This window comes from Streptomyces sp. NPDC046379 (genome assembly GCF_055587785.1).
The window spans coordinates 229,586-245,967 of the sequence record NZ_JBVJFP010000011.1 but is presented as its reverse complement, the minus strand read 5'-3'; the positions used below and the strand labels follow the sequence as shown (position 1 = coordinate 245,967).

Annotated in this window: 20 protein-coding genes; 11 read left to right on the top strand and 9 right to left on the bottom strand. The window is 73.9% G+C overall.

All coding sequences use genetic code 11. The features are described from left to right. Positions 1 to 61: 61 nt before the first annotated feature. On the bottom strand, positions 62 to 988 hold the full coding sequence (gene bdeA / locus ACZ6KF_RS20965) for a bis(hydroxyethyl) terephthalate hydrolase (RefSeq protein ID WP_356635675.1): 927 nt from the start codon (positions 986 to 988) through the stop codon (positions 62 to 64). 346 nt (positions 989 to 1,334) lie between these two features. Between bdeA and ACZ6KF_RS20960 the strand changes: the two genes are divergently transcribed. Further along, the gene (locus tag ACZ6KF_RS20960) at positions 1,335 to 2,222 is read left to right on the top strand and encodes a Gfo/Idh/MocA family protein (RefSeq protein WP_356635677.1); all 888 of its coding nucleotides are present in this window, start codon (positions 1,335 to 1,337) and stop codon (positions 2,220 to 2,222) included. An 81-nt stretch (positions 2,223 to 2,303) separates the two neighbouring features. Here the strand turns inward: ACZ6KF_RS20960 and ACZ6KF_RS20955 are convergent, their stop codons facing one another. Both ACZ6KF_RS20955 and ACZ6KF_RS20950 read right to left on the bottom strand, forming a co-directional pair. Then, the gene (locus ACZ6KF_RS20955; RefSeq protein WP_356635679.1) at positions 2,304 to 2,591 is read right to left on the bottom strand and encodes a GlsB/YeaQ/YmgE family stress response membrane protein; all 288 of its coding nucleotides are present in this window, start codon (positions 2,589 to 2,591) and stop codon (positions 2,304 to 2,306) included. 120 nt (positions 2,592 to 2,711) lie between these two features. Next, entirely contained in the window at positions 2,712 to 3,035 is a 324-nt protein-coding gene (locus ACZ6KF_RS20950; protein WP_469239581.1) for a hypothetical protein, read from the bottom strand. A gap of 120 nt (positions 3,036 to 3,155) precedes the next feature. Here ACZ6KF_RS20950 and ACZ6KF_RS20945 point away from each other — a divergent pair, with 120 nt between their 5' ends. Then, entirely contained in the window at positions 3,156 to 3,362 is a 207-nt protein-coding gene (locus ACZ6KF_RS20945) for a hypothetical protein (RefSeq protein ID WP_356635682.1), read from the top strand. A 422-nt stretch (positions 3,363 to 3,784) separates the two neighbouring features. On the opposite strand, the gene ACZ6KF_RS20940 is transcribed toward ACZ6KF_RS20945, so the two are convergent. After that, entirely contained in the window at positions 3,785 to 4,258 is a 474-nt protein-coding gene (locus ACZ6KF_RS20940; RefSeq protein ID WP_356635684.1) for a DUF5709 domain-containing protein, read from the bottom strand. Between the two features lie 389 nt (positions 4,259 to 4,647). Here ACZ6KF_RS20940 and ACZ6KF_RS20935 point away from each other — a divergent pair, with 389 nt between their 5' ends. After that, positions 4,648 to 4,779, top strand: coding sequence for a hypothetical protein (locus ACZ6KF_RS20935; protein ID WP_469239580.1), 132 nt, complete (start codon positions 4,648 to 4,650; stop codon positions 4,777 to 4,779). Between the two features lie 23 nt (positions 4,780 to 4,802). Here the strand turns inward: ACZ6KF_RS20935 and ACZ6KF_RS20930 are convergent, their stop codons facing one another. Further along, positions 4,803 to 5,567, bottom strand: a complete 765-nt coding sequence (locus tag ACZ6KF_RS20930; protein WP_469239578.1) for a beta-phosphoglucomutase family hydrolase — start codon at positions 5,565 to 5,567, stop codon at positions 4,803 to 4,805. 77 nt (positions 5,568 to 5,644) lie between these two features. On the opposite strand from ACZ6KF_RS20930, the gene ACZ6KF_RS20925 reads away from it, so the two are divergent. The 4 genes from ACZ6KF_RS20925 to ACZ6KF_RS20910 all read left to right on the top strand — a co-directional run bounded on the left by ACZ6KF_RS20925 (position 5,645) and on the right by ACZ6KF_RS20910 (position 10,674). Continuing rightward, positions 5,645 to 6,283 carry a nucleoside/nucleotide kinase family protein gene (locus ACZ6KF_RS20925; protein ID WP_469157799.1) on the top strand — a complete coding sequence of 213 codons (639 nt, stop codon included), beginning with the start codon at positions 5,645 to 5,647 and terminating at the stop codon, positions 6,281 to 6,283. 355 nt (positions 6,284 to 6,638) lie between these two features. Then, complete coding sequence (locus tag ACZ6KF_RS20920; RefSeq protein ID WP_356635692.1) at positions 6,639 to 7,559, top strand: MurR/RpiR family transcriptional regulator; 921 nt, start codon at positions 6,639 to 6,641, stop codon at positions 7,557 to 7,559. A 265-nt stretch (positions 7,560 to 7,824) separates the two neighbouring features. Then, complete coding sequence (locus ACZ6KF_RS20915; RefSeq protein WP_469157801.1) at positions 7,825 to 8,205, top strand: hypothetical protein; 381 nt, start codon at positions 7,825 to 7,827, stop codon at positions 8,203 to 8,205. Positions 8,206 to 8,286: 81 nt separating this feature from the next. Beyond that, the gene (locus tag ACZ6KF_RS20910; protein ID WP_469239576.1) at positions 8,287 to 10,674 is read left to right on the top strand and encodes a SpoIIE family protein phosphatase; all 2,388 of its coding nucleotides are present in this window, start codon (positions 8,287 to 8,289) and stop codon (positions 10,672 to 10,674) included. Between the two features lie 21 nt (positions 10,675 to 10,695). Here the strand turns inward: ACZ6KF_RS20910 and ACZ6KF_RS20905 are convergent, their stop codons facing one another. Then, the gene (locus ACZ6KF_RS20905) at positions 10,696 to 11,049 is read right to left on the bottom strand and encodes a helix-turn-helix transcriptional regulator (protein ID WP_469157802.1); all 354 of its coding nucleotides are present in this window, start codon (positions 11,047 to 11,049) and stop codon (positions 10,696 to 10,698) included. A 131-nt stretch (positions 11,050 to 11,180) separates the two neighbouring features. On the opposite strand from ACZ6KF_RS20905, the gene ACZ6KF_RS20900 reads away from it, so the two are divergent. Together ACZ6KF_RS20900 and ACZ6KF_RS20895 are read left to right on the top strand one after the other, a co-directional pair. Continuing rightward, a complete protein-coding gene (locus ACZ6KF_RS20900) occupies positions 11,181 to 11,789 on the top strand; it encodes an ANTAR domain-containing protein (RefSeq protein ID WP_469239574.1) in 609 nt (202 codons plus the stop codon). Between the two features lie 310 nt (positions 11,790 to 12,099). After that, complete coding sequence (locus tag ACZ6KF_RS20895) at positions 12,100 to 12,426, top strand: Zn-ribbon domain-containing OB-fold protein (RefSeq protein WP_469239624.1); 327 nt, start codon at positions 12,100 to 12,102, stop codon at positions 12,424 to 12,426. 37 nt (positions 12,427 to 12,463) lie between these two features. Here ACZ6KF_RS20895 and ACZ6KF_RS20890 read toward each other — a convergent pair whose 3' ends face one another. Continuing rightward, positions 12,464 to 12,847: a PPOX class F420-dependent oxidoreductase gene (locus tag ACZ6KF_RS20890; RefSeq protein WP_356635702.1), complete on the bottom strand. Its 384-nt coding sequence runs from the start codon at positions 12,845 to 12,847 to the stop codon at positions 12,464 to 12,466. A 157-nt stretch (positions 12,848 to 13,004) separates the two neighbouring features. Here ACZ6KF_RS20890 and ACZ6KF_RS20885 point away from each other — a divergent pair, with 157 nt between their 5' ends. Next, entirely contained in the window at positions 13,005 to 13,835 is an 831-nt protein-coding gene (locus tag ACZ6KF_RS20885) for an SAM-dependent methyltransferase (RefSeq protein WP_469157804.1), read from the top strand. A gap of 120 nt (positions 13,836 to 13,955) precedes the next feature. Beyond that, on the top strand, positions 13,956 to 15,284 hold the full coding sequence (locus tag ACZ6KF_RS20880; protein WP_469239573.1) for a S1 family peptidase: 1,329 nt from the start codon (positions 13,956 to 13,958) through the stop codon (positions 15,282 to 15,284). Positions 15,285 to 15,318: 34 nt separating this feature from the next. Here ACZ6KF_RS20880 and ACZ6KF_RS20875 read toward each other — a convergent pair whose 3' ends face one another. Both ACZ6KF_RS20875 and ACZ6KF_RS20870 read right to left on the bottom strand, forming a co-directional pair. After that, a complete protein-coding gene (locus tag ACZ6KF_RS20875; RefSeq protein WP_356635708.1) occupies positions 15,319 to 15,510 on the bottom strand; it encodes a hypothetical protein in 192 nt (63 codons plus the stop codon). A 122-nt stretch (positions 15,511 to 15,632) separates the two neighbouring features. Next, the gene (locus tag ACZ6KF_RS20870; RefSeq protein WP_469157806.1) at positions 15,633 to 16,328 is read right to left on the bottom strand and encodes a L,D-transpeptidase family protein; all 696 of its coding nucleotides are present in this window, start codon (positions 16,326 to 16,328) and stop codon (positions 15,633 to 15,635) included. Positions 16,329 to 16,382 lie beyond the last annotated feature (54 nt).

Sequence of the window (16,382 nt, the reverse complement as noted above, 5' to 3'; positions counted from 1 at the left end):
CGCGAAGGCGGCGGCCGCCGAGGTGCGGCCGCCGCCTCGTCACCCGCGGATCAGGAGCGGATCACGAGGTGTGCGGGCAGTTGCCCCGGTACTCCTCGATCGTCAGGCTCGGCCGCGGCAGCGGGCAGAGGAACTGCTCGTAGCGGGTGTCGTTGTCGATGAAGCGCTTCAGCCAGCTGATGCTGTACTTCGCGATCGTCGTGTTGGACGAGTTGGGCGTGAAGTGCGAGGCGTTGTTCAGCTCCAGGTACGCCTTGTCGAGCGTGGAGGGCAGGTTGTTGTAGAACGGCTCGGCGTGGCTGGAGACCGAGGCGACCGTGTCTCCGTCGGCGCCGACGATCAGGGTGGGCGTCCTGACCTCGGGCCAGGTCTTGTCGGTGTTCCACGGCGTCAGCGGGATGGCCGCCTGGAGGGAGGGCCGGGTCTTGGCCGCCTCCAGGCTGCCGCCGCCGCCCATGGAGTGGCCCATCACGCCGAGGCGGGTGCTGTCGACGCGGCTGCGCACGGAGCTGCGCTGGGTGAGGTAGTCCAGCGCGGCCAGCAGCTGGTCGCCGCGGGAGTCGGGCTGGTCCATCGTGGTGTTGGTGTCGATGGTGAACACCACGAAGCCCTGGGAGGCCAGTCGCGGGCCGAGCCAGGCGATGGAGGACTCGTAGGCGGTGAAGCCCGGCGAGATGGCGACGGCGCCGAAGGTGCCGTCGGCGGTGCTGGTCGGGTAGTAGATGGTGCCGCCGCCGAAGCCGGTGACGGCGAGGGAGGAGACCGAGGTCTGCGAGACGGCGTAGGGGCCGCGCGTGGCCTCGATGCTGGCGTTGGTCGGGGCCGGGCCGCGCTCGTAGGGGTTGTCCGCGGCGTGCGCGCCGGGCCCGGTGAGGGTGGTGAGCCCGACGACGGCGGCGACGGCCGCGGCGGCGCCGGCGAGCCGGCCGGTGCGCCGGAAGGGCCGGGTGGCGGGGGAAGCGGTGCTGGGGACGGAGTGCTGCTGCACGACGAGTCGTCCTCTCGGTCGTGGCGAGCCGCCCACCGCACGCGGCACTCGGGGACACGACACGGGTCGGTCCCCGCGGTGCGCGGGGCGGGCGCCGCCGACTGGCTGGCCGTGCCACTGTCGGCGGGAAGCACCGGCCCGGGGACCGGCAATGTCACCAGTCATCGACGAGGATTCGACCGACGCGCCGGGCGAGGGCTCGCGCCGGCCGCCCCTCCCCCGGCCCCGGCCGTCCCGTCCCCGCGGGCCCCTCCCCCGTGGCCGGGCCTCGGCTGTGCCGCCGTCGCGCCGGTGTGAAACGCTCGCCGGGCAGGAACGACCACTGTGACGAGGGAAGAGGAGCGGCATGCGGATCGGACTGCTCGGCACCGGCCCCTGGGCGGGGATGGTCCACGCCCCCGCCCTGAGCGGGCACGACGAGCTGGAACTCACCGGCGTCTGGGGCCGCCGCCCCGAAGCGGCCAGGGAACTGGCGGAACGTCACGGCACACGCGCCTACGAGGACGTGGACGCCCTGCTCGCCGACGTGGACGCCGTCGCGGTCGCCCTGCCCCCGGCGATCCAGGCGGAACTGGCGGTGCGGGCCGCCCGGGCGGGTTGTCATCTGCTGCTCGACAAGCCCGTCGCCGTGTCGGTCGAGGCGGGCCGGGCCGTGGTCGAGGCGGTGGAGGAGGCGCAGGTCGCCTCGGTCGTCTTCTTCACCACCCGTTTCCAGCCGGAGCCGGACGCCTGGATCGCCGAACAGACGGAGCGGGGTGGCTGGTTCGTCGCGCGGGCGCAGTGGCTGGGCGCGGTGTTCACCAGCGACAGCCCGTTCGCCGCGTCACCGTGGCGGCGGGAGAAGGGCGGGCTGTGGGACGTCGGCCCGCACGCGCTGTCCGTACTGCTGCCCGTCCTCGGGGACGTGACGCGCGTGGCGGCGGCCGCGCGCGGCGCCGAGGGCACGGTGCACGCCGTGCTGGAGCACGCCGGGGGCGCGACCGGCACGCTGGTGCTGAGCCTGAACGCGCCGCCCGCGGCGGCCGGAGCGCTGGTGGAGCTGCGCGGCGAGTCCGGGGTGACGTATCTGCCGGAGGCCGCCGACCCGCCGGTGACCGCGTTCGGCCGGGCCGCCGACGCGCTGCTCGCCGCGGCGCGCACCGGGCGCGCGCACGCGTGCGACGCGGCGTTCGGGCTGCGGGTGACGGAGGTCCTCGCCGCGGTGGAGGAGGAGCTGGGCCGGTCCACGACCTGACGGCGCGGGGGCACGGAACGGCGATGCGTTCCGTGCCCCCGCGTAGCCGGGCCGGTGCGGCCCTTCCGGGCGCCTCGCCCGTCAGGCGTGACGGTGCGTGTGCCGACGGCCGCCGCCGCCCGCGATGGCCCGGTAGAGCACGAGCAGGATCAGGGAGCCGACGATCGCGGCGATCCAGGTGGACAGGTCGAAGAACCCGTCGATGGAGTCGACGCCGAAGATGACCTTCCCCAGCCAGCCGCCCAGCAGACCGCCGGCGACGCCGATCAGCATGGTGACGATGATTCCGCCCGGGTCCTTGCCCGGCAGAAGCAGCTTGGCGATCGCACCGGCGAGCAGTCCGATCAGAATCCAGGCGATGATGCCCACGGCTCCTCCACAATCCTTCGGAAATGTGTTCCCTTACCGGATGCGCCGAGATTGCGCCATCAAACCCGGAATGTGTGACCCCCGGGTCCGGTGCCGTACGGTTTCCCCAGGCCCGGCGGTTCAGGCCTCGCGCCAGCGGAACCAGGCGCGGTCGCCGCGGATGTGCAGCAGGAAGTCCGCGACGGGGCCGTCCGGCGAGGACAGCGAGACGCGTCGGCCGATCTCCTCGTACACCGTCTCCCACTCCCGCCAGTGCCCGTCGTCGTCCCCGTCGTTCCGCTCGGCCAGGGCCAGTTCGCGGGCGAACAGGTCCCGTACGGCGGGGTAGGCCGGGCCGGGGGTGAACCGTCCGGCCAGCCACGGGAAGTCGGCGTCGTCGACGGCGATCTCCCCGACCAGGTCGTCCCCGCTGCGCACGTACCAGGTGTCGTTCTCGAATCCCATGCGCCCAGCCTGGCCTCCGGATGCGCGGCGCGCCTCGGGGATGAATGGTGTTAGTGGACCCTGTCGCCCCTGTGGGTACACGGGACCGAAGCACATCCCCGGACCGGAGGAGCAGAGATCATGTCGACGCCACAGCCCGAAGCTTCCCGGCAGCCCGCCGACCGCGTCACCCCGGACGCACTGCTCCACACCCGCACCGGCACCGACGTGTCCCCCGAGGATCTGGTCCTCGCCTCGGGCAAGGACATCACCCCGAAGAACCTGGAATGGGCCCGCCGCAAGCTGGACCAGGAGGGTCCGGCGGCGATGGACAAGCTGCTGCCGTAACCGGGCGCCCGCGCCGAAGGCGGCCGTGCCCGCGGGGCGTCCGGCTCCCCGCGTGCCCCTGCCGCTGCGCCTTGGTCGTCCGTCCACGCCCGGCCGTCCCGGCCGGGCGTCGCGCATCACGTCGTGTCCGGGCCGCTTCCAGCGGCCGGAACGGTACGGCCGGCGCATCGGCCCGGCCCGCGAGGCCCGGCCCGGAGGAGACCGCCGAGGCGCTGTCGGCGGTCGCGCGGGGCCGGCCGGGCGACGGGCCCCGCCACGCTCCTACAGCAAGCCGGCCGCGCCCGCGCCCGACCGCCGAAGGCCGCGCTCGGCAGTCCCGGCCCCGCCGATGCACCGCGGGAGCACGCTGCGGGAGCACGCCGACCCCGGCCCCACGGGCGAACCGTGGGGCCGGGGTCGGCGTGTCACCGTGCGACCGCCTGTCAGGGCAGGTCGCGGTCCTCCACGACGTGGACCGCCGCCTCCTCCGCGCCCGCCGCGCCCGCGTCGATGCCGACGTCGTCGGCGATCTCCTCGCGGGTCGTGTCCGTGCGCAGGCCCTCGTCCGGGGCCACCAGGCGCCCGGCGCGGTCCTGCCCCGCCTCCGGGTCCACCGGTTCTCCCTCGCCGTCCGGCAGGTCGCCGATGCCGTCGCCCTGCGGTTCGCCGACGTCGGGCCGTTCCTGGGCGAGCCGCTGGTCCAGGGTCTCGCCCTCCTGCTGCTCGGCGGCCGTGGTGCCGTGCTTGGTGACGCCGAGCGGCTTCTCCGGGGGCGAGTAGCCCTCGTCCAGGGTGTCGTCGTAGGTCCGCTCATCGAGCGCGTCCTGCATGTCGAGGGGGGCGGCGTCCTCCTGCTCCTCATTGGTCCCGGTGGGCTGGTAGGCGTCGTCGGCCATCGGTTCGGGGCTGGTGCCCATGGCTGTCTCCCTCCATGTCCGCAGTCCCGCGTTTCCCGATCCGCACGCCCCAATCCCGGCTCGCCCGGCAAGATCGCCGATGCGGCCCGGCGCGGCCCGCCGAAACTATCCTGAACGCCCTGTTCGAACTGCCGGTGCGACTACTGTCGCGGCGAGCGCCGTGGGCCGGGTGCGGGAGGGCGAACGCCGTCGGTCGGAGGCTGGTGTGTGGACGCCGCCCGTCGGAGTCTGGGGTGCGGACGCCGTGGGCCGGAAGAGAGGGAAGGCATTCCGCGGGCGGGGGCCGTGGGCGGGAAGGATGGGGGCATGAAGTGCTCGCAGTGTGACGCCACGGGGCTGGAGGCCGGTTTCGTCGAGGATTCCGGCGACGGGTCGAAGGGATTCGCGCGGTGGATCCCGGGGCCCTGGAGCGCGGTCTGTTCGGCGGGGCCAAGCGGTTCGGGCGGACCCGGTTCCAGATCGACGCCTACCGGTGCCCGAAGTGCGGACACCTGGAGCTGTTCGCCCGCCATGAGGTGTGACGCGCCTCGGCGCCTTCGTGTCGTCAGTCCCCGTCGTCCAGGTCGTCCAGGTCGGCCAGTTCGGCCAGTTCGGCGAGGTCCGCGACGACCCGGTCGGCGCCGTGCGCGTGGAGGGCGTCGGCCTGTCCGACGCGGTCGACGCCGACGACGTACCCGAAGCCGCCCGCGCGTCCGGCGTCCATCCCGGCCAGGGCGTCCTCGAAGACGGCCGCCCGCCGTGCTGCCACGCCCAGGTCCCGGGCGGCGGCCAGGAAGGTGTCGGGGCGGGGTTTGCCGGGCAGGCTGCGCTCGGCGGCGACCACGCCGTCGATCCGTACCTCGAACAGGTCCTCGGCGCCGATCGCGCGCAGCACGTCGCGGCAGTTGGCGCTGGAGGAGACGACGGCGGTGCGCAGCCCGGCGGCGCGGACGGCGGTGACGTAGCGCAGGGTGGTGTCGTAGGCCTCGACGCCGCCGGTGCGGATCCGCTCCAGGAGGAGCGCGTTCTTGCGGTTGCCGAGGCCGTGCACGGTCGGCGCGTCCGCCGGGTCGTCGGGGCGGCCCTCGGGCAGACGGACGCCGCGGGAGGCGAGGAAGGTGCGGACGCCGTCCGCGCGAGGGCGCCCGTCGACGTACTCGTCGTAGTCGGACGGGGTGAAGGGCCGGAATGCCGCGCCGTCGCGCTCCCGCAGGAAGGCGTCGAACGTCTCCTTCCAGGCGGCCGCGTGCACGACGGCCGTCCTGGTGATCACTCCGTCGAGGTCGAAGAGACAGGCCTGGATGTGGCGGGGAAGTCCGAGCTGCGTCATACCGGACACCGTTCCCCGCGCGGTCCCGTCCGGTGGCCGCCGGGGGCCGGACGGCACGCGGATGGCAGACTCTGCCTGTGTCCGTGACCTTCCCCGGCCTCCTCACCCGCGCCCGCGCCCTGGCCACCGGCCGCCGACGGGCCCTGCTCGGCATCGCCGGCGCTCCCGGCTCGGGCAAGTCGACGCTCGCCGAGCGGCTGGTGCGGGAGCTGAACGGCGACGGCGAGCCCTGGGCCGCGTCCGTCCCCATGGACGGTTTCCACCTCTCCGACGCCGAGTTGGAGCGGCTCGGCCGCCGGGACCGCAAGGGAGCGCCGGACACCTTCGACGCGGCCGGGTACGCGGCGCTGCTGCGGCGGCTGCGGGAGGAGGCGGACGGCGACGACACCGTGTACGCCCCCGCCTTCGAGCGGGACCTGGAACAGCCGCTGGCCGGCGCGATCCCGGTGCCGCCGGCGGTCCGGCTCGTGGTGACCGAGGGGAACTACCTGCTGCTGGACACGGGCGCGTGGGCGAGGGTGCGCCCGCAGTTGGACGAGGTGTGGTTCTGCGAGACGGCCGAGCCGGAGCGGATCCGCCGACTGACCGCCCGTCACGAACGGTTCGGCAAGAACCCCGAGCAGGCGGCGGCCTGGGCCCAGGGCCCGGACCAGCGCAACGCCGACCTGGTCGCCGGCACGCGGGCACGCGCGGATCTGGTGGTCACCGTCTCCTAGGCCGTCCGACGAATGCCCGCGGCGGCGCGGCTCTTCGCGGGTGGCCCCGCGTGACGTGTGATCCCCTTCTCGGGACGACGGTGCGGTCCTGCACACGCCCCCGTACCGCAGACTGGTCCGGACGCGTCGAGCCGGACTCCGCCCACCGCGTGCACCGGCACCGCCCGCACCCACCCGCACCCGCCCCCCGTCGCCTGCCATCGACCGCCCGCCGCTTGCCGCTTGCCGCCGCACGACGGGACGCCTGTTCACCCGCCCCCTCCCACCCCCCTGTTCCGGAAGGGCCGGGCGGCATTTCCGCCACGGTGCGTGAGCTATGTTGAAGCTCCGTTGGGGAGACGAAGGAGGCGCACCGGTGCCATCGCCGCAGCAGGCACGCGCACAGGCGTCCGCCATCACCTCGGGGAGGACGGTGGCGGAAGCGGCCGCTCCCGCCTCCCAGCTCCGGGCGCTGTTCGACCGGCCGCGGCTGTCGCCGGGGCAGCGGCGCATCGCCCAGTACCTGATCGAGCACCTCACCGAGGCGGCGTTCCTGTCGATCACCGACCTCGCCGAGCGGGCGGGAGTCAGCCAGCCCTCGGTGACACGGTTCGCCGCGGCGGTCGGATTCAGCGGTTACCCCGCGCTGCGGGAGAGGCTCCAGACGATCGCGCTCGGCTCCCTGGCCGGCGGCCCGGTCGCGGCCGAGGAGGAGAGCGGCAACGAGCTTCAGGCGGCGGTGGACGCCGAGATCGAGAACCTGGAGAACCTGCGGCGCGACTTCGCCGATCCCGCGCGGGTCGTCGACACGGGCAGGCGGCTGTCGGAGTCGACGCCGCTGACCGTACTGGGGCTGCGCATCTCGGTCTCCTTGGCCGAGTACTTCGCGTACGCGGCCCGGCGCATCCATCCCGACGTGCGGCTGGTGACGCGGGGCGGCAGCGTCGCGTACGACGCGCTGCTCCAGGCGCGGGAGGCGGGCGGGACATGGGTGCTGGCGTTCTCGCTGCCCCGGCACGCGCAGGAGACGCTGGCGGCGGTGCGGGTCGCGCGCGATGCCGGGCTGCGGGTCGCGCTGATCACCGACCTGGCGCTCGGACCGGTGGCCGACGCGGCCGACGTCACCTTCGCCACCGGTACGGGCTCCCGGCTGGTCTTCGACTCGTACGCGGCGCCCGGCGTGATGGCGGCGGCACTGCTTCAGGCCATGACCGACGCCGACCCGGAACGCACCCAGGCGCGCCTCGACGCCTACGAGCAGCTCTCCGACCAGCACCAGTTCTTTCTGCGGGACTGAGCCGGGCCGGTCCGGGGACCGTCGAGATCCCGTCATTCATGAATGTTTTCATACGTCTTGCAAACCGGACGGCATATATAAATACTGCTCGCGGGCCGCACCCCCGCCCGGCTCACCGGGCCGCAGCACGAACATCCGAGCCGTCGTCCCCTACCCACGGCGGTGCCCGGGTGTTCGGCCGGGCGGTCCCGGCCATCCCCTAGGCCGGGGCCGCCCTCCCCGTCCGCGCCGCCGGACCGCCCTGGCGACCAGCACACCGGAAGCGATGATCATGTCTCTGACGTCCACGCGCCCAGGCCCGGACTGGCCGTGCCAGGTGAAGACCCCCGGCAGTTACGACTGGGAGCGGTCCGCCGCCAAATGGCTGCGCGAGCTGGTGCCGGCCCGCTACGCCGGCTACCCGGCGCTGATGCGGCACCCGGTGCTGCTCGCCCGCCACGCGCACATCCAGGTCCAGCAGGAGATCCGGATCGCCCGCACGGCCCTGCAGACCGCCCGCGCCGACCTGCCGAGGCTCGGGGTGCCCGAGTCGGTCATCGAACACACGATCACGATGTACGCGGCCGAGGTCGGCCAGCTCCAGCATCTCGCGCGCAGCGTGCGCGCCGTCACGCAGGCGCTCGCCGATCGCAACGCGGCGCGCTGAGCCGCAGGTGCGGCCGTACGCGCATCACGACGTGCGGTCAAGCCCGCGCTACGGGCGGGACGACTGTGCGATGCTCGTTCGGTGACGAGCGAGCCCGCCCTTCCCGCGGAGTCCGGCGCCGGATCCGACACGGTCGGATCGACGGGCGGCGTGATCCGTCAGCGTGCCGACACGGACCGGCTACGGGACCTGACGGCCACGTCGGCGATCCTGGAACGCGCCAAGGGCGCCGTCATGGCGCTCGCCGGCTGTTCCGCGGAGGCGGCGCACGAGGAGCTGCTGGGCCGCGCCCGGGCGGCCGACCGCACCCTGATCGAGGAGTGCTGGATCACGCTCGGCGCCTTCGGCGCTCCCGCGCCCCCGCCCGCCCGGGGCTTTCCGCCTCCCGGCGCCTCCCCCACCGTGCCTCTCTCCCGTGCGCCGGGCGGCGACGCATCGGATGACCTGGCGCGGCTCGGGGCGGCACTGTCGGGCGTCGCCTCCCCGCAGGAACTGGCGCGGCGGCTGCTGGAGCATCTCGCGCGGACGGTGGCGGCCGACGCCGTGATGGTCTTCGGGCGGCTGCCCTCCGGCGGCCTGGAACTCCTCGGGCACGCCGGGATCGGCGACGTGCTGGCCGACCAGTGGCAGCGGGTGCCGCCGCTGGACGGGCTCGCGCCGCTGGAGGCGCTGACCACCGGACAGGCCTGCTGGGTGGAGGACATCGACCGGGAGCGTCGGCGTCCGCTGATCGGCGACCCTCCGGAGCGATGGCAGTCGCGGGCGTGGCTGCCGGTGCCGAACGGGAACGCGGCCGAGGGCGTCGTCGGGGTGCTTCGCTCCCGTCCGGGGCCGTTCACCGCGCGCGCCCGCGAGCACCTGCGGGCCGTGGTCCGGCGCTGCGCCGGGCGGCTGCGGGCCCCGGAGGCCCGGACGGCGTCCGTCGGCGACGACGCCGCCGGGGCCGTGCGGGCCGTGTTCGACGCGCTGCCGGGGTCCGCGCTGCTGCTCACCCCGCTGCGCGGCCCCTCCGGCGACGTCGAGGACTTCCGCGTCGACGCGGCCACCCCGGACGCTGCCGCCGCCGACGGCCGCACCGGGCGCGAGCTGCTCGGCGCGCGGGTCCTGCACTGCTGGCCGCCGCTGGCGGACGGGCCGTTGTGGCGGCGGTGCCTCGACGTGCTCGACACCGGCCGACCGTACGAGGGGGAACCGTTCGCGGGGCAGGAGCCGGCGGACGGGTCCGCGGAGCCGTCGGTCCGGTCGGTGCGCGTGACGCGCCTGGGCGCCGGCCTGGTCGTCGGCTGGACGCGGCACGATCCCGCCGAGCGGCAGGAGCAGCGGCTGGCGGACGTGCAGCGGCTGGGCAACCTGGGCTGGGCGAGCTGGGACCTGGTCACCGGCGAGGCCGCCTGGGCCGCGCAGGTCTTCACCGTGCTCGGCCGCGATCCGGAGGCCGCCCCCGTCCCGCTGGGCGACCTGCCCGGCCTGGCCCTGTCCGAGGACCGGCCGGCGCTGGCCCGGGCCCTCGGGGAACTGGAGCGCGCGGGGACCCCCGCCGCCGTGCCGTTCCGGATCGAGACGCGGGACGGCGTACGGCATCTGCGGATCGTGGCGGAGGCGGTCACGGGCCCGCACGGCACGCCCGTCGAGGTGCACGGCTTCCTCCAGGACCTCACCGCGCAGCGCAGCGCCGAACTCGCCCTGGTGGAGAGCGAGCGGGCGATGCTGGCCCAGCACGGCGTGCTCCAGGCCGAGCGGGAGCTGGCCGGCCGGCTCCAGCACGCGCTGCTGCCGCTGCCCAGCGAGCCGCTGCGCCCGGCGGGACTGCGGGTCGAGGTCGCCTATCTGCCCGCGCAGTCGGGCATCCACGTCGGCGGCGACTGGTTCAGCGCCATCGAACTGGCCGACGGCTCGGCCCTGTTCGTCGTCGGCGACGTCGCCGGACACGGCATCGACGCCGTCGCCACGATGGCTCAGCTCCGGTTCACGGCCAAGGGCATGGTCAGCACGGGGTCCTCGCTGACCGGCGCGCTGAGCCGGCTCAACACCCTGCTGCTGCACTCCCGGGACGCGCACGGCACGGCGACCATGGTGCTGGCGCTCTACCGGCCCGACGAGCGCCGGCTGGTGTGGGCGCAGGCCGGTCACCCGCCGCCGGTGCTGCTGCGTGCCGGACAGGTGCGCCGGCTGGAGCGGCCGCGCGGGATGCTGCTCGGGGCGTGCGCCGCGCCGCCGTACGAGGAGGCGGAGTGCCTGCTCGAGCCCGGCGACCGGCTGCTGCTCTACACCGACGGTCTGGTGGAGCGGCCCGGCGAAGGGCTGGACCTCGGCCTGGAGCGGCTGGCGCGGGCGATGGGCGCGGAGCACACCGACGAGCCCGGCTCGCTCGCCCCGCTGCTGGACGCGATGCTGGAGGGCGAACTGCGCGACGACGTCTGCGTGGTCGACGTCCGTGTCCCGCGAGAGGCGGACGTCGCACACCGCTGACCCCGGCGGCGGCCGTCCGGTTCAGCCGTCGGCGACGGCCGCGGCGCCACTGTCCGCCACCTCCCGGCCGCGGTGCGCCTCGTCCCTCACCAGCAGGGCGAGCAGGGCGGCGACGGTCAGCCCCGCCTCCGCCGGGTGCCGCAGCACCTTGTCCGGCTCGATGCGGTACGTGTTCGTCCGGCCCTCGCGCCGGTGCGAGAGGTATCCGGCGTGTTCCAGGTCGGCGATGATCTTCTGCACAGCCCGCTCGGTGAGTCGGCAGTACGCCGCGATGTCCCGCACGCGGGCGTTGCGATCATCGGCGATGGCGGCCAGTACGCGTGCGTGGTTGGTGAGGAAGGTCCATCCGGTATGCGGCTCAGGCACTGCACCCATGCGGCCATCATAGGACCTCTGCTTCCCGTATTTCAAAACGCGAAATCTGTTTCGTGTATCGCTTGACGCGTGACACCTCGGGGCAGACGCTGGGAATGACGGCAGGCAGGAATCACGAGGGAGAGGCGGTCATGCGGCCCGACGCGCCGGTGATCGACAGGCGGCCCGACGGCGCCCGGACGATCGTGAAGGTCCGCGGGGAGCTGGGGCTGCACTCGGGCGACGTATTGCGCGGCACCCTGGAGGCCGCCCTCACGACGTCGCCGGAGGGCCTCGACCTGGACCTCGGCGACGTGGACTTCTGCGACTGCTCGGCCCTCAATGTCCTGCTCGGCGTCCGGGAGCACGCAGTGGCGGAAGGAAAGACCGTGACCGTCCGTGCCGCCGGCCCCGTCGTCGAACGCCTGTTCACCCTGACGGGGACCCGGCCGCTGTTCCGACCCGGCGCCGCGGACGGCGACGACCGCGAGGATCTCGGGGCGGAGGTCGCCCAGCTGCGGCGCGCCATGCGGACGCGCCCGACCATCGACCTGGCGCGCGGGGTGCTGATGGCGTCGTTCGGACTGAGTCCGCAGGACGCCTGGCACGTCCTGGTGATGGTGTCGCAGCACACCAACACCAAGTTGCACCGGCTCGCCGAGGACCTGGTGACGGCCGTGCAGGGCGACCCGCTGCCCGAGGAGACGCAGCGGCAGGTGGCCGCCGCGGTGGCCCGGCTGTCGGCCTCCGATGGGCACTGAGTGCCACCATCGCCCGGCGGTCCGACACCCCCACCCCCTGAGCCTCCTGCCGAGTAGAAGAGCACCGGAACGCAGGCCGGATTTCGCGGTACCCAGTACCTTTACGCCTGACACTCAGTGCCATACGCTGTCGGCCGTGCACGGTGGCACGGTGAGCCGCGCACATGCGTGTGCGGGCGCCGCGCACGCGGATTTCCGGCCGAGCGCAGGGAGTTACAGCGTGTACCAGACGTCATCAGGAAGCGCCGCTCAGCAGGCTTTCGGCTCCGCGGCGGGCGTTCTCGAGCACCGGAGGGGCGACTCGGACGCCATGCTCTTCCAGCGCTGCACCTGGTGCGGCACCGCCGTGTACCACCGGCTGCTGTGCCGGGTCTGCCAGGGCAGCGACCTGCGCACCGAGCGCAGCGCGGGCGTCGGCACGGTCCGCCACACCACCGTGGTGCACCGCAACACCCCGGCCGCGCGCAACGTCTCCCTGATCGAGATGGCCGAGGGTTTCGTGGTGCGGGGCCGGGTCATGGGCCCGCCCGTCGGCATCCACAGCGGGGACCGGGTGCGGCTGTCCACGGCCAAGGACCCCGTGCGCGGGGAGCCGGTGTTCCAGCTGGTCGACGAGCCCTACCGCGCCTGGACGTGACCGGCCCGGCAGGGTGTCCGGCGCGGGGCTTACCGCGTCAGTCGGCGAGGGTGACGCGGATGCCGACCGTGCCGTCGAGCCCGCGCCGCAGCCGGCTGCCGAGCAGGGTGAGCCGTCCGGTGACGCCGTACTTGCGGGCGATGAGGGCGCGATAGCGGGAGGTGGTGCCCGGGTCGCAGATCCGCGCGGTGGCCGGGACCTGCTCCCCCGTCGGGTTGCCGCGCAGGTCGCAGGGGCCGACCAGGACGTCGGCGCGGCGGCGGATCCGCTTGACCTTCCAGGAGTCGGCCGCCGTCCACACCCCGAGCGCGTCCCCGTCGGGGACCACCCAGACGGGGGTCGGGACCGGGGTGCCGTCCTTGCGATAGCTGGTGAGCAGCAGATACTTGCCGACGCCCAGCCGGTCCGCCGTGTCGTTCATGCCCGAAGTCTAGGCGTTCCGGGCGCTCCGGCACCCCGTCCCGGGACGGCGGAAATCGCTCAGGACTCGGCAAAGATCAACTCATCGGTCTAGATTGCATCTTGACGCCGCACCAGGCACCCCCAATCACCGCACAGGCACCCCCAGGAGCTGCACCGTGACCGAGAACCCGCACGCCGCCGACGGCGTGGCCGAGTCGCTGCGCGAACGCATCAACACCGCCCAGGCGCACACGGCGCGCATCTGGAACTACTGGCTGGGCGGCAAGGACAACTACGAGGTCGACCGCGCGGCCGGCGACCAGATCCGGCAGCTGCATCCGGGCATAGGCGAGTACGCCCGCGCGGACCGGCTCTTCCTGGGGCGCGCGGTGCGCCACCTCGTCCAAGAGGCGGGAATTCGCCAGTTCCTGGACGTCGGCACGGGCCTGCCGACCGCCGACAACACGCACGAGGTGGCCCAGCGGCTGGCCCCGGACGCGCGGATCGTGTACGTCGACAACGACCCGCTGGTCCTGGCGCACGCCCGCGCCCTGCTCACCAGCACGCCCGAGGGCCGCACCGACTACCTCGACGAGGACCTGCGCAACGTCGACACGATCCTGGAGCACGCCGCCAGGACCCTGGACTTCAGCAAGCCCGTGGGTCTGATCCTGCTCGGCGTGGTCATCTTCATCGGCGACGACGAGGACCCGTACGGGGTGGTCCGCCGACTGGTGGACGCGCTGCCGGAGGGCAGCCACCTGGTGCTGTCGCACACGATCACCTCGCCGTCGATGCCCGACGTGGACGAGGCGGTGAAGTTCTGGAACGAGCACGGCACCCCGAAGCTGACGCAGCGCACCGGCGAGCAGATCGCCCGCTTCTTCGACGGGCTGGAGCTGCTGGAGCCGGGTGTGGTGTCGTGCTCGCGCTGGCGTCCGGAGGGCGGCGACGGATCGCTGCCGGACGAGGTGGCCATGTTCGGCGGCGTGGCCCGCAAGCGCTGACGCGCGCCGCCCGGCGCTGAACACGGCCGGGCCCCGGCCCGTACGGAGAAGGGGCGCCCGACACCCGGGCGCCCCGCGGCCTGCCGCCGCGCGTTTCGGGTTCGGGTTCGGGAGTCATCCATGAGGCACGCACGACGACGGATCGTCCGGCGCACGGCACGACTGACGGCGGTCGGCGGCCTCCTGCTCGGGGTGGCCATGATCGCGCACGCCGTGGCGAGCGAGCCGCCCCGCGCGCCGGGCGGCTCCGCCCGCGCCCTCGCGGATCCCGCGACCGGCCTCGTCGCCCGGCTGGGCGCCTCCCGTACGGCGGGCAGCTGGATCGACGCCGACGGACGCCGGGTCGTCGCGGTCACCGACGAGGACGCGGCCGGTGAGGTGCGGCGGGCCGGGGCGCGGGCGAAGGCCGTCCGGCACAGCATGCGCGAGCTGATGTCGGCCACCCGGGCGCTGGGTTCGGCGCCGCGCGTGGCGGGCACCGCCTGGACGGTGGACTACCGGTCGAACGAGGTCGTGGTGCGCGGTGACCGCACGGTCTCCGCCGCCGACTGGTCGGAGCTGACCGAGGTCGCGCAGGGCATCGGCGGCTTCGTGCGCATGGAGCGCACCGGGGGCGTCTTCACCACCCGCCTGAACGGGGCGCGTCCGATCCTGTCCACCGCAGGCCGCTGCTCCGCCGGTTTCAACGTCACCGACGGGCGGCGCGACTACATCCTGACCGCCGGGCACTGCGGTCCGAACGGCTCGGTGTGGTTCGCCGACGCCACCGCCCGGCGGCAGGTGGGCCGGACGGTGGACGGCAGCTTCCCCGGCGACGACTACTCGCTGGTGCGTTACGACGCCGGGCGGGCGGGCGACGGGGCCGACGTGGTCGCCGTCGGCGGCGACCGGGGCGTGCGGATCACCGGGACCGGCGAGGCGTCGGTGGGGCAGCGGGTGTTCCGCAGCGGCAGCACCAGTGGGCTGCGGGACGGCCGGGTGACCGCGCTCGACGCGACGGTGAACTACCCCGAGGGCACGGTCACCGGGCTGATCGAGACGGACGTGTGCGCGGAACCGGGAGACAGCGGGGGGCCGTTGTTCGCGGGAGGCATCGCGCTGGGGGTGACCTCGGGCGGCAACGGGGACTGCCGGGCGGGCGGTACGACGTACTTCCAGCCGGTGACGCCGGCGCTGACCGCCCTCGGCGTCCGGCTGATCACGGCGACGCCTCCGGCCGCCGGGGACGACGCGGCGAGCGCGGGGGCCCCGGCGGGAGCGGCGGCCGGCGGCGGCACGGGTTCGACGGCGCCGTCGCGGCTGACGGACCCGGGGAACACCGGCCCGGGCCTGCTCATCGTCGCCGGCAGCCTGGTGGCGCTGGCGGCGACCCGCCGCCTCCGCACGGAGCTGGACCGCAGGGACTACCGGCGTCGGTACGCGGCGACCTGGGGACGAGGGTGGGGATGAGGAGATCGGTGACGGAGACGAGGAGAAGGACGGCTCAGGCCGCCTGCGCCGGGTCCGGGTCGGGGACCGCGGCGGCCCACTCCATGACGAGGCGCTGGTACTGCTCGCGCTGCTCGGTGCTCAGGGTCCCGCCCGCCCGGCGCCACAGCGCCCGGATCTCCTCGTTGACCTCCGCGGCCGATCGCTCGGAAACGGCTTCAACACTGGTGGACATGTTGTGAAGCATACGGCGACCGAGGTGAAGGCGATGTGAGCCATCAGGCACGAACCGGACATAACGGGCCGTGTCCCTGATCACGTCCGACCGCCTGAACCGGTCGCCGCGCTCCGGCGTCCGCCGGTGACCGGTCAGGTGCCCGGCTTGCGGCCGTACACGAAGACGTCGTCGCCGGTCTTCAGCAGCGACCAGTACTTCTGGGCCGTGGTCTTCGTCATGTTGACGCAGCCGCGGGAGCCCGGCGGGTTCCACATGCTCACGCTCGCCGAGTGGAAGGCCTGGCCGCCGTCGAAGAACTGGGAGTAGGGCATCGGCACGTCGTAGATGGTCGAGTGGTGGTCGATGTTGCGCCAGTAGATCTTCTTCAGGCCGGTGCGGGTCTCGTACCCGTCCCGTCCGGTGCGCACGGGCACGGGGCCGTACACGAGACGGCTGCCGTCCTGGATCCAGCTGATCTGGAGCGTCAGGTTCACGCAGGCGATGCGGCCCTTGTTGACCGGGCACTTGCCGGCCTTGTTCGGCGTGTTCCCCACCGCCTTCTGCTTGTTCATGAGGTCCATCACACCCCAGGTGACGGGCCCCGCGTAGCCGGCGTTGGGCTGGATGCCGTGCTTGGTCTGGAAGGCCTGGATCGCCTTGCAGTCGGTCGACGACTGCACGCCGTCGACCGGGCGGCCGAGGAACTTCTCGACCTGCTTCTGGTACGGCCCTGTCTGCGTCGTGCAACTCGCCGCCTGCGCGGGCGCGGTGCCCAGCGCGAGTGTGAGCGGCGCCACCAGCGCGGTGGTTCCGAGAACGACGGTCGCCCGTCTGCGCATGTCCCCCATGAGCCAGCCTTTCGGTCCGCGGTGCGGGTCTCGCACCATCCATGCCAGTTGGAC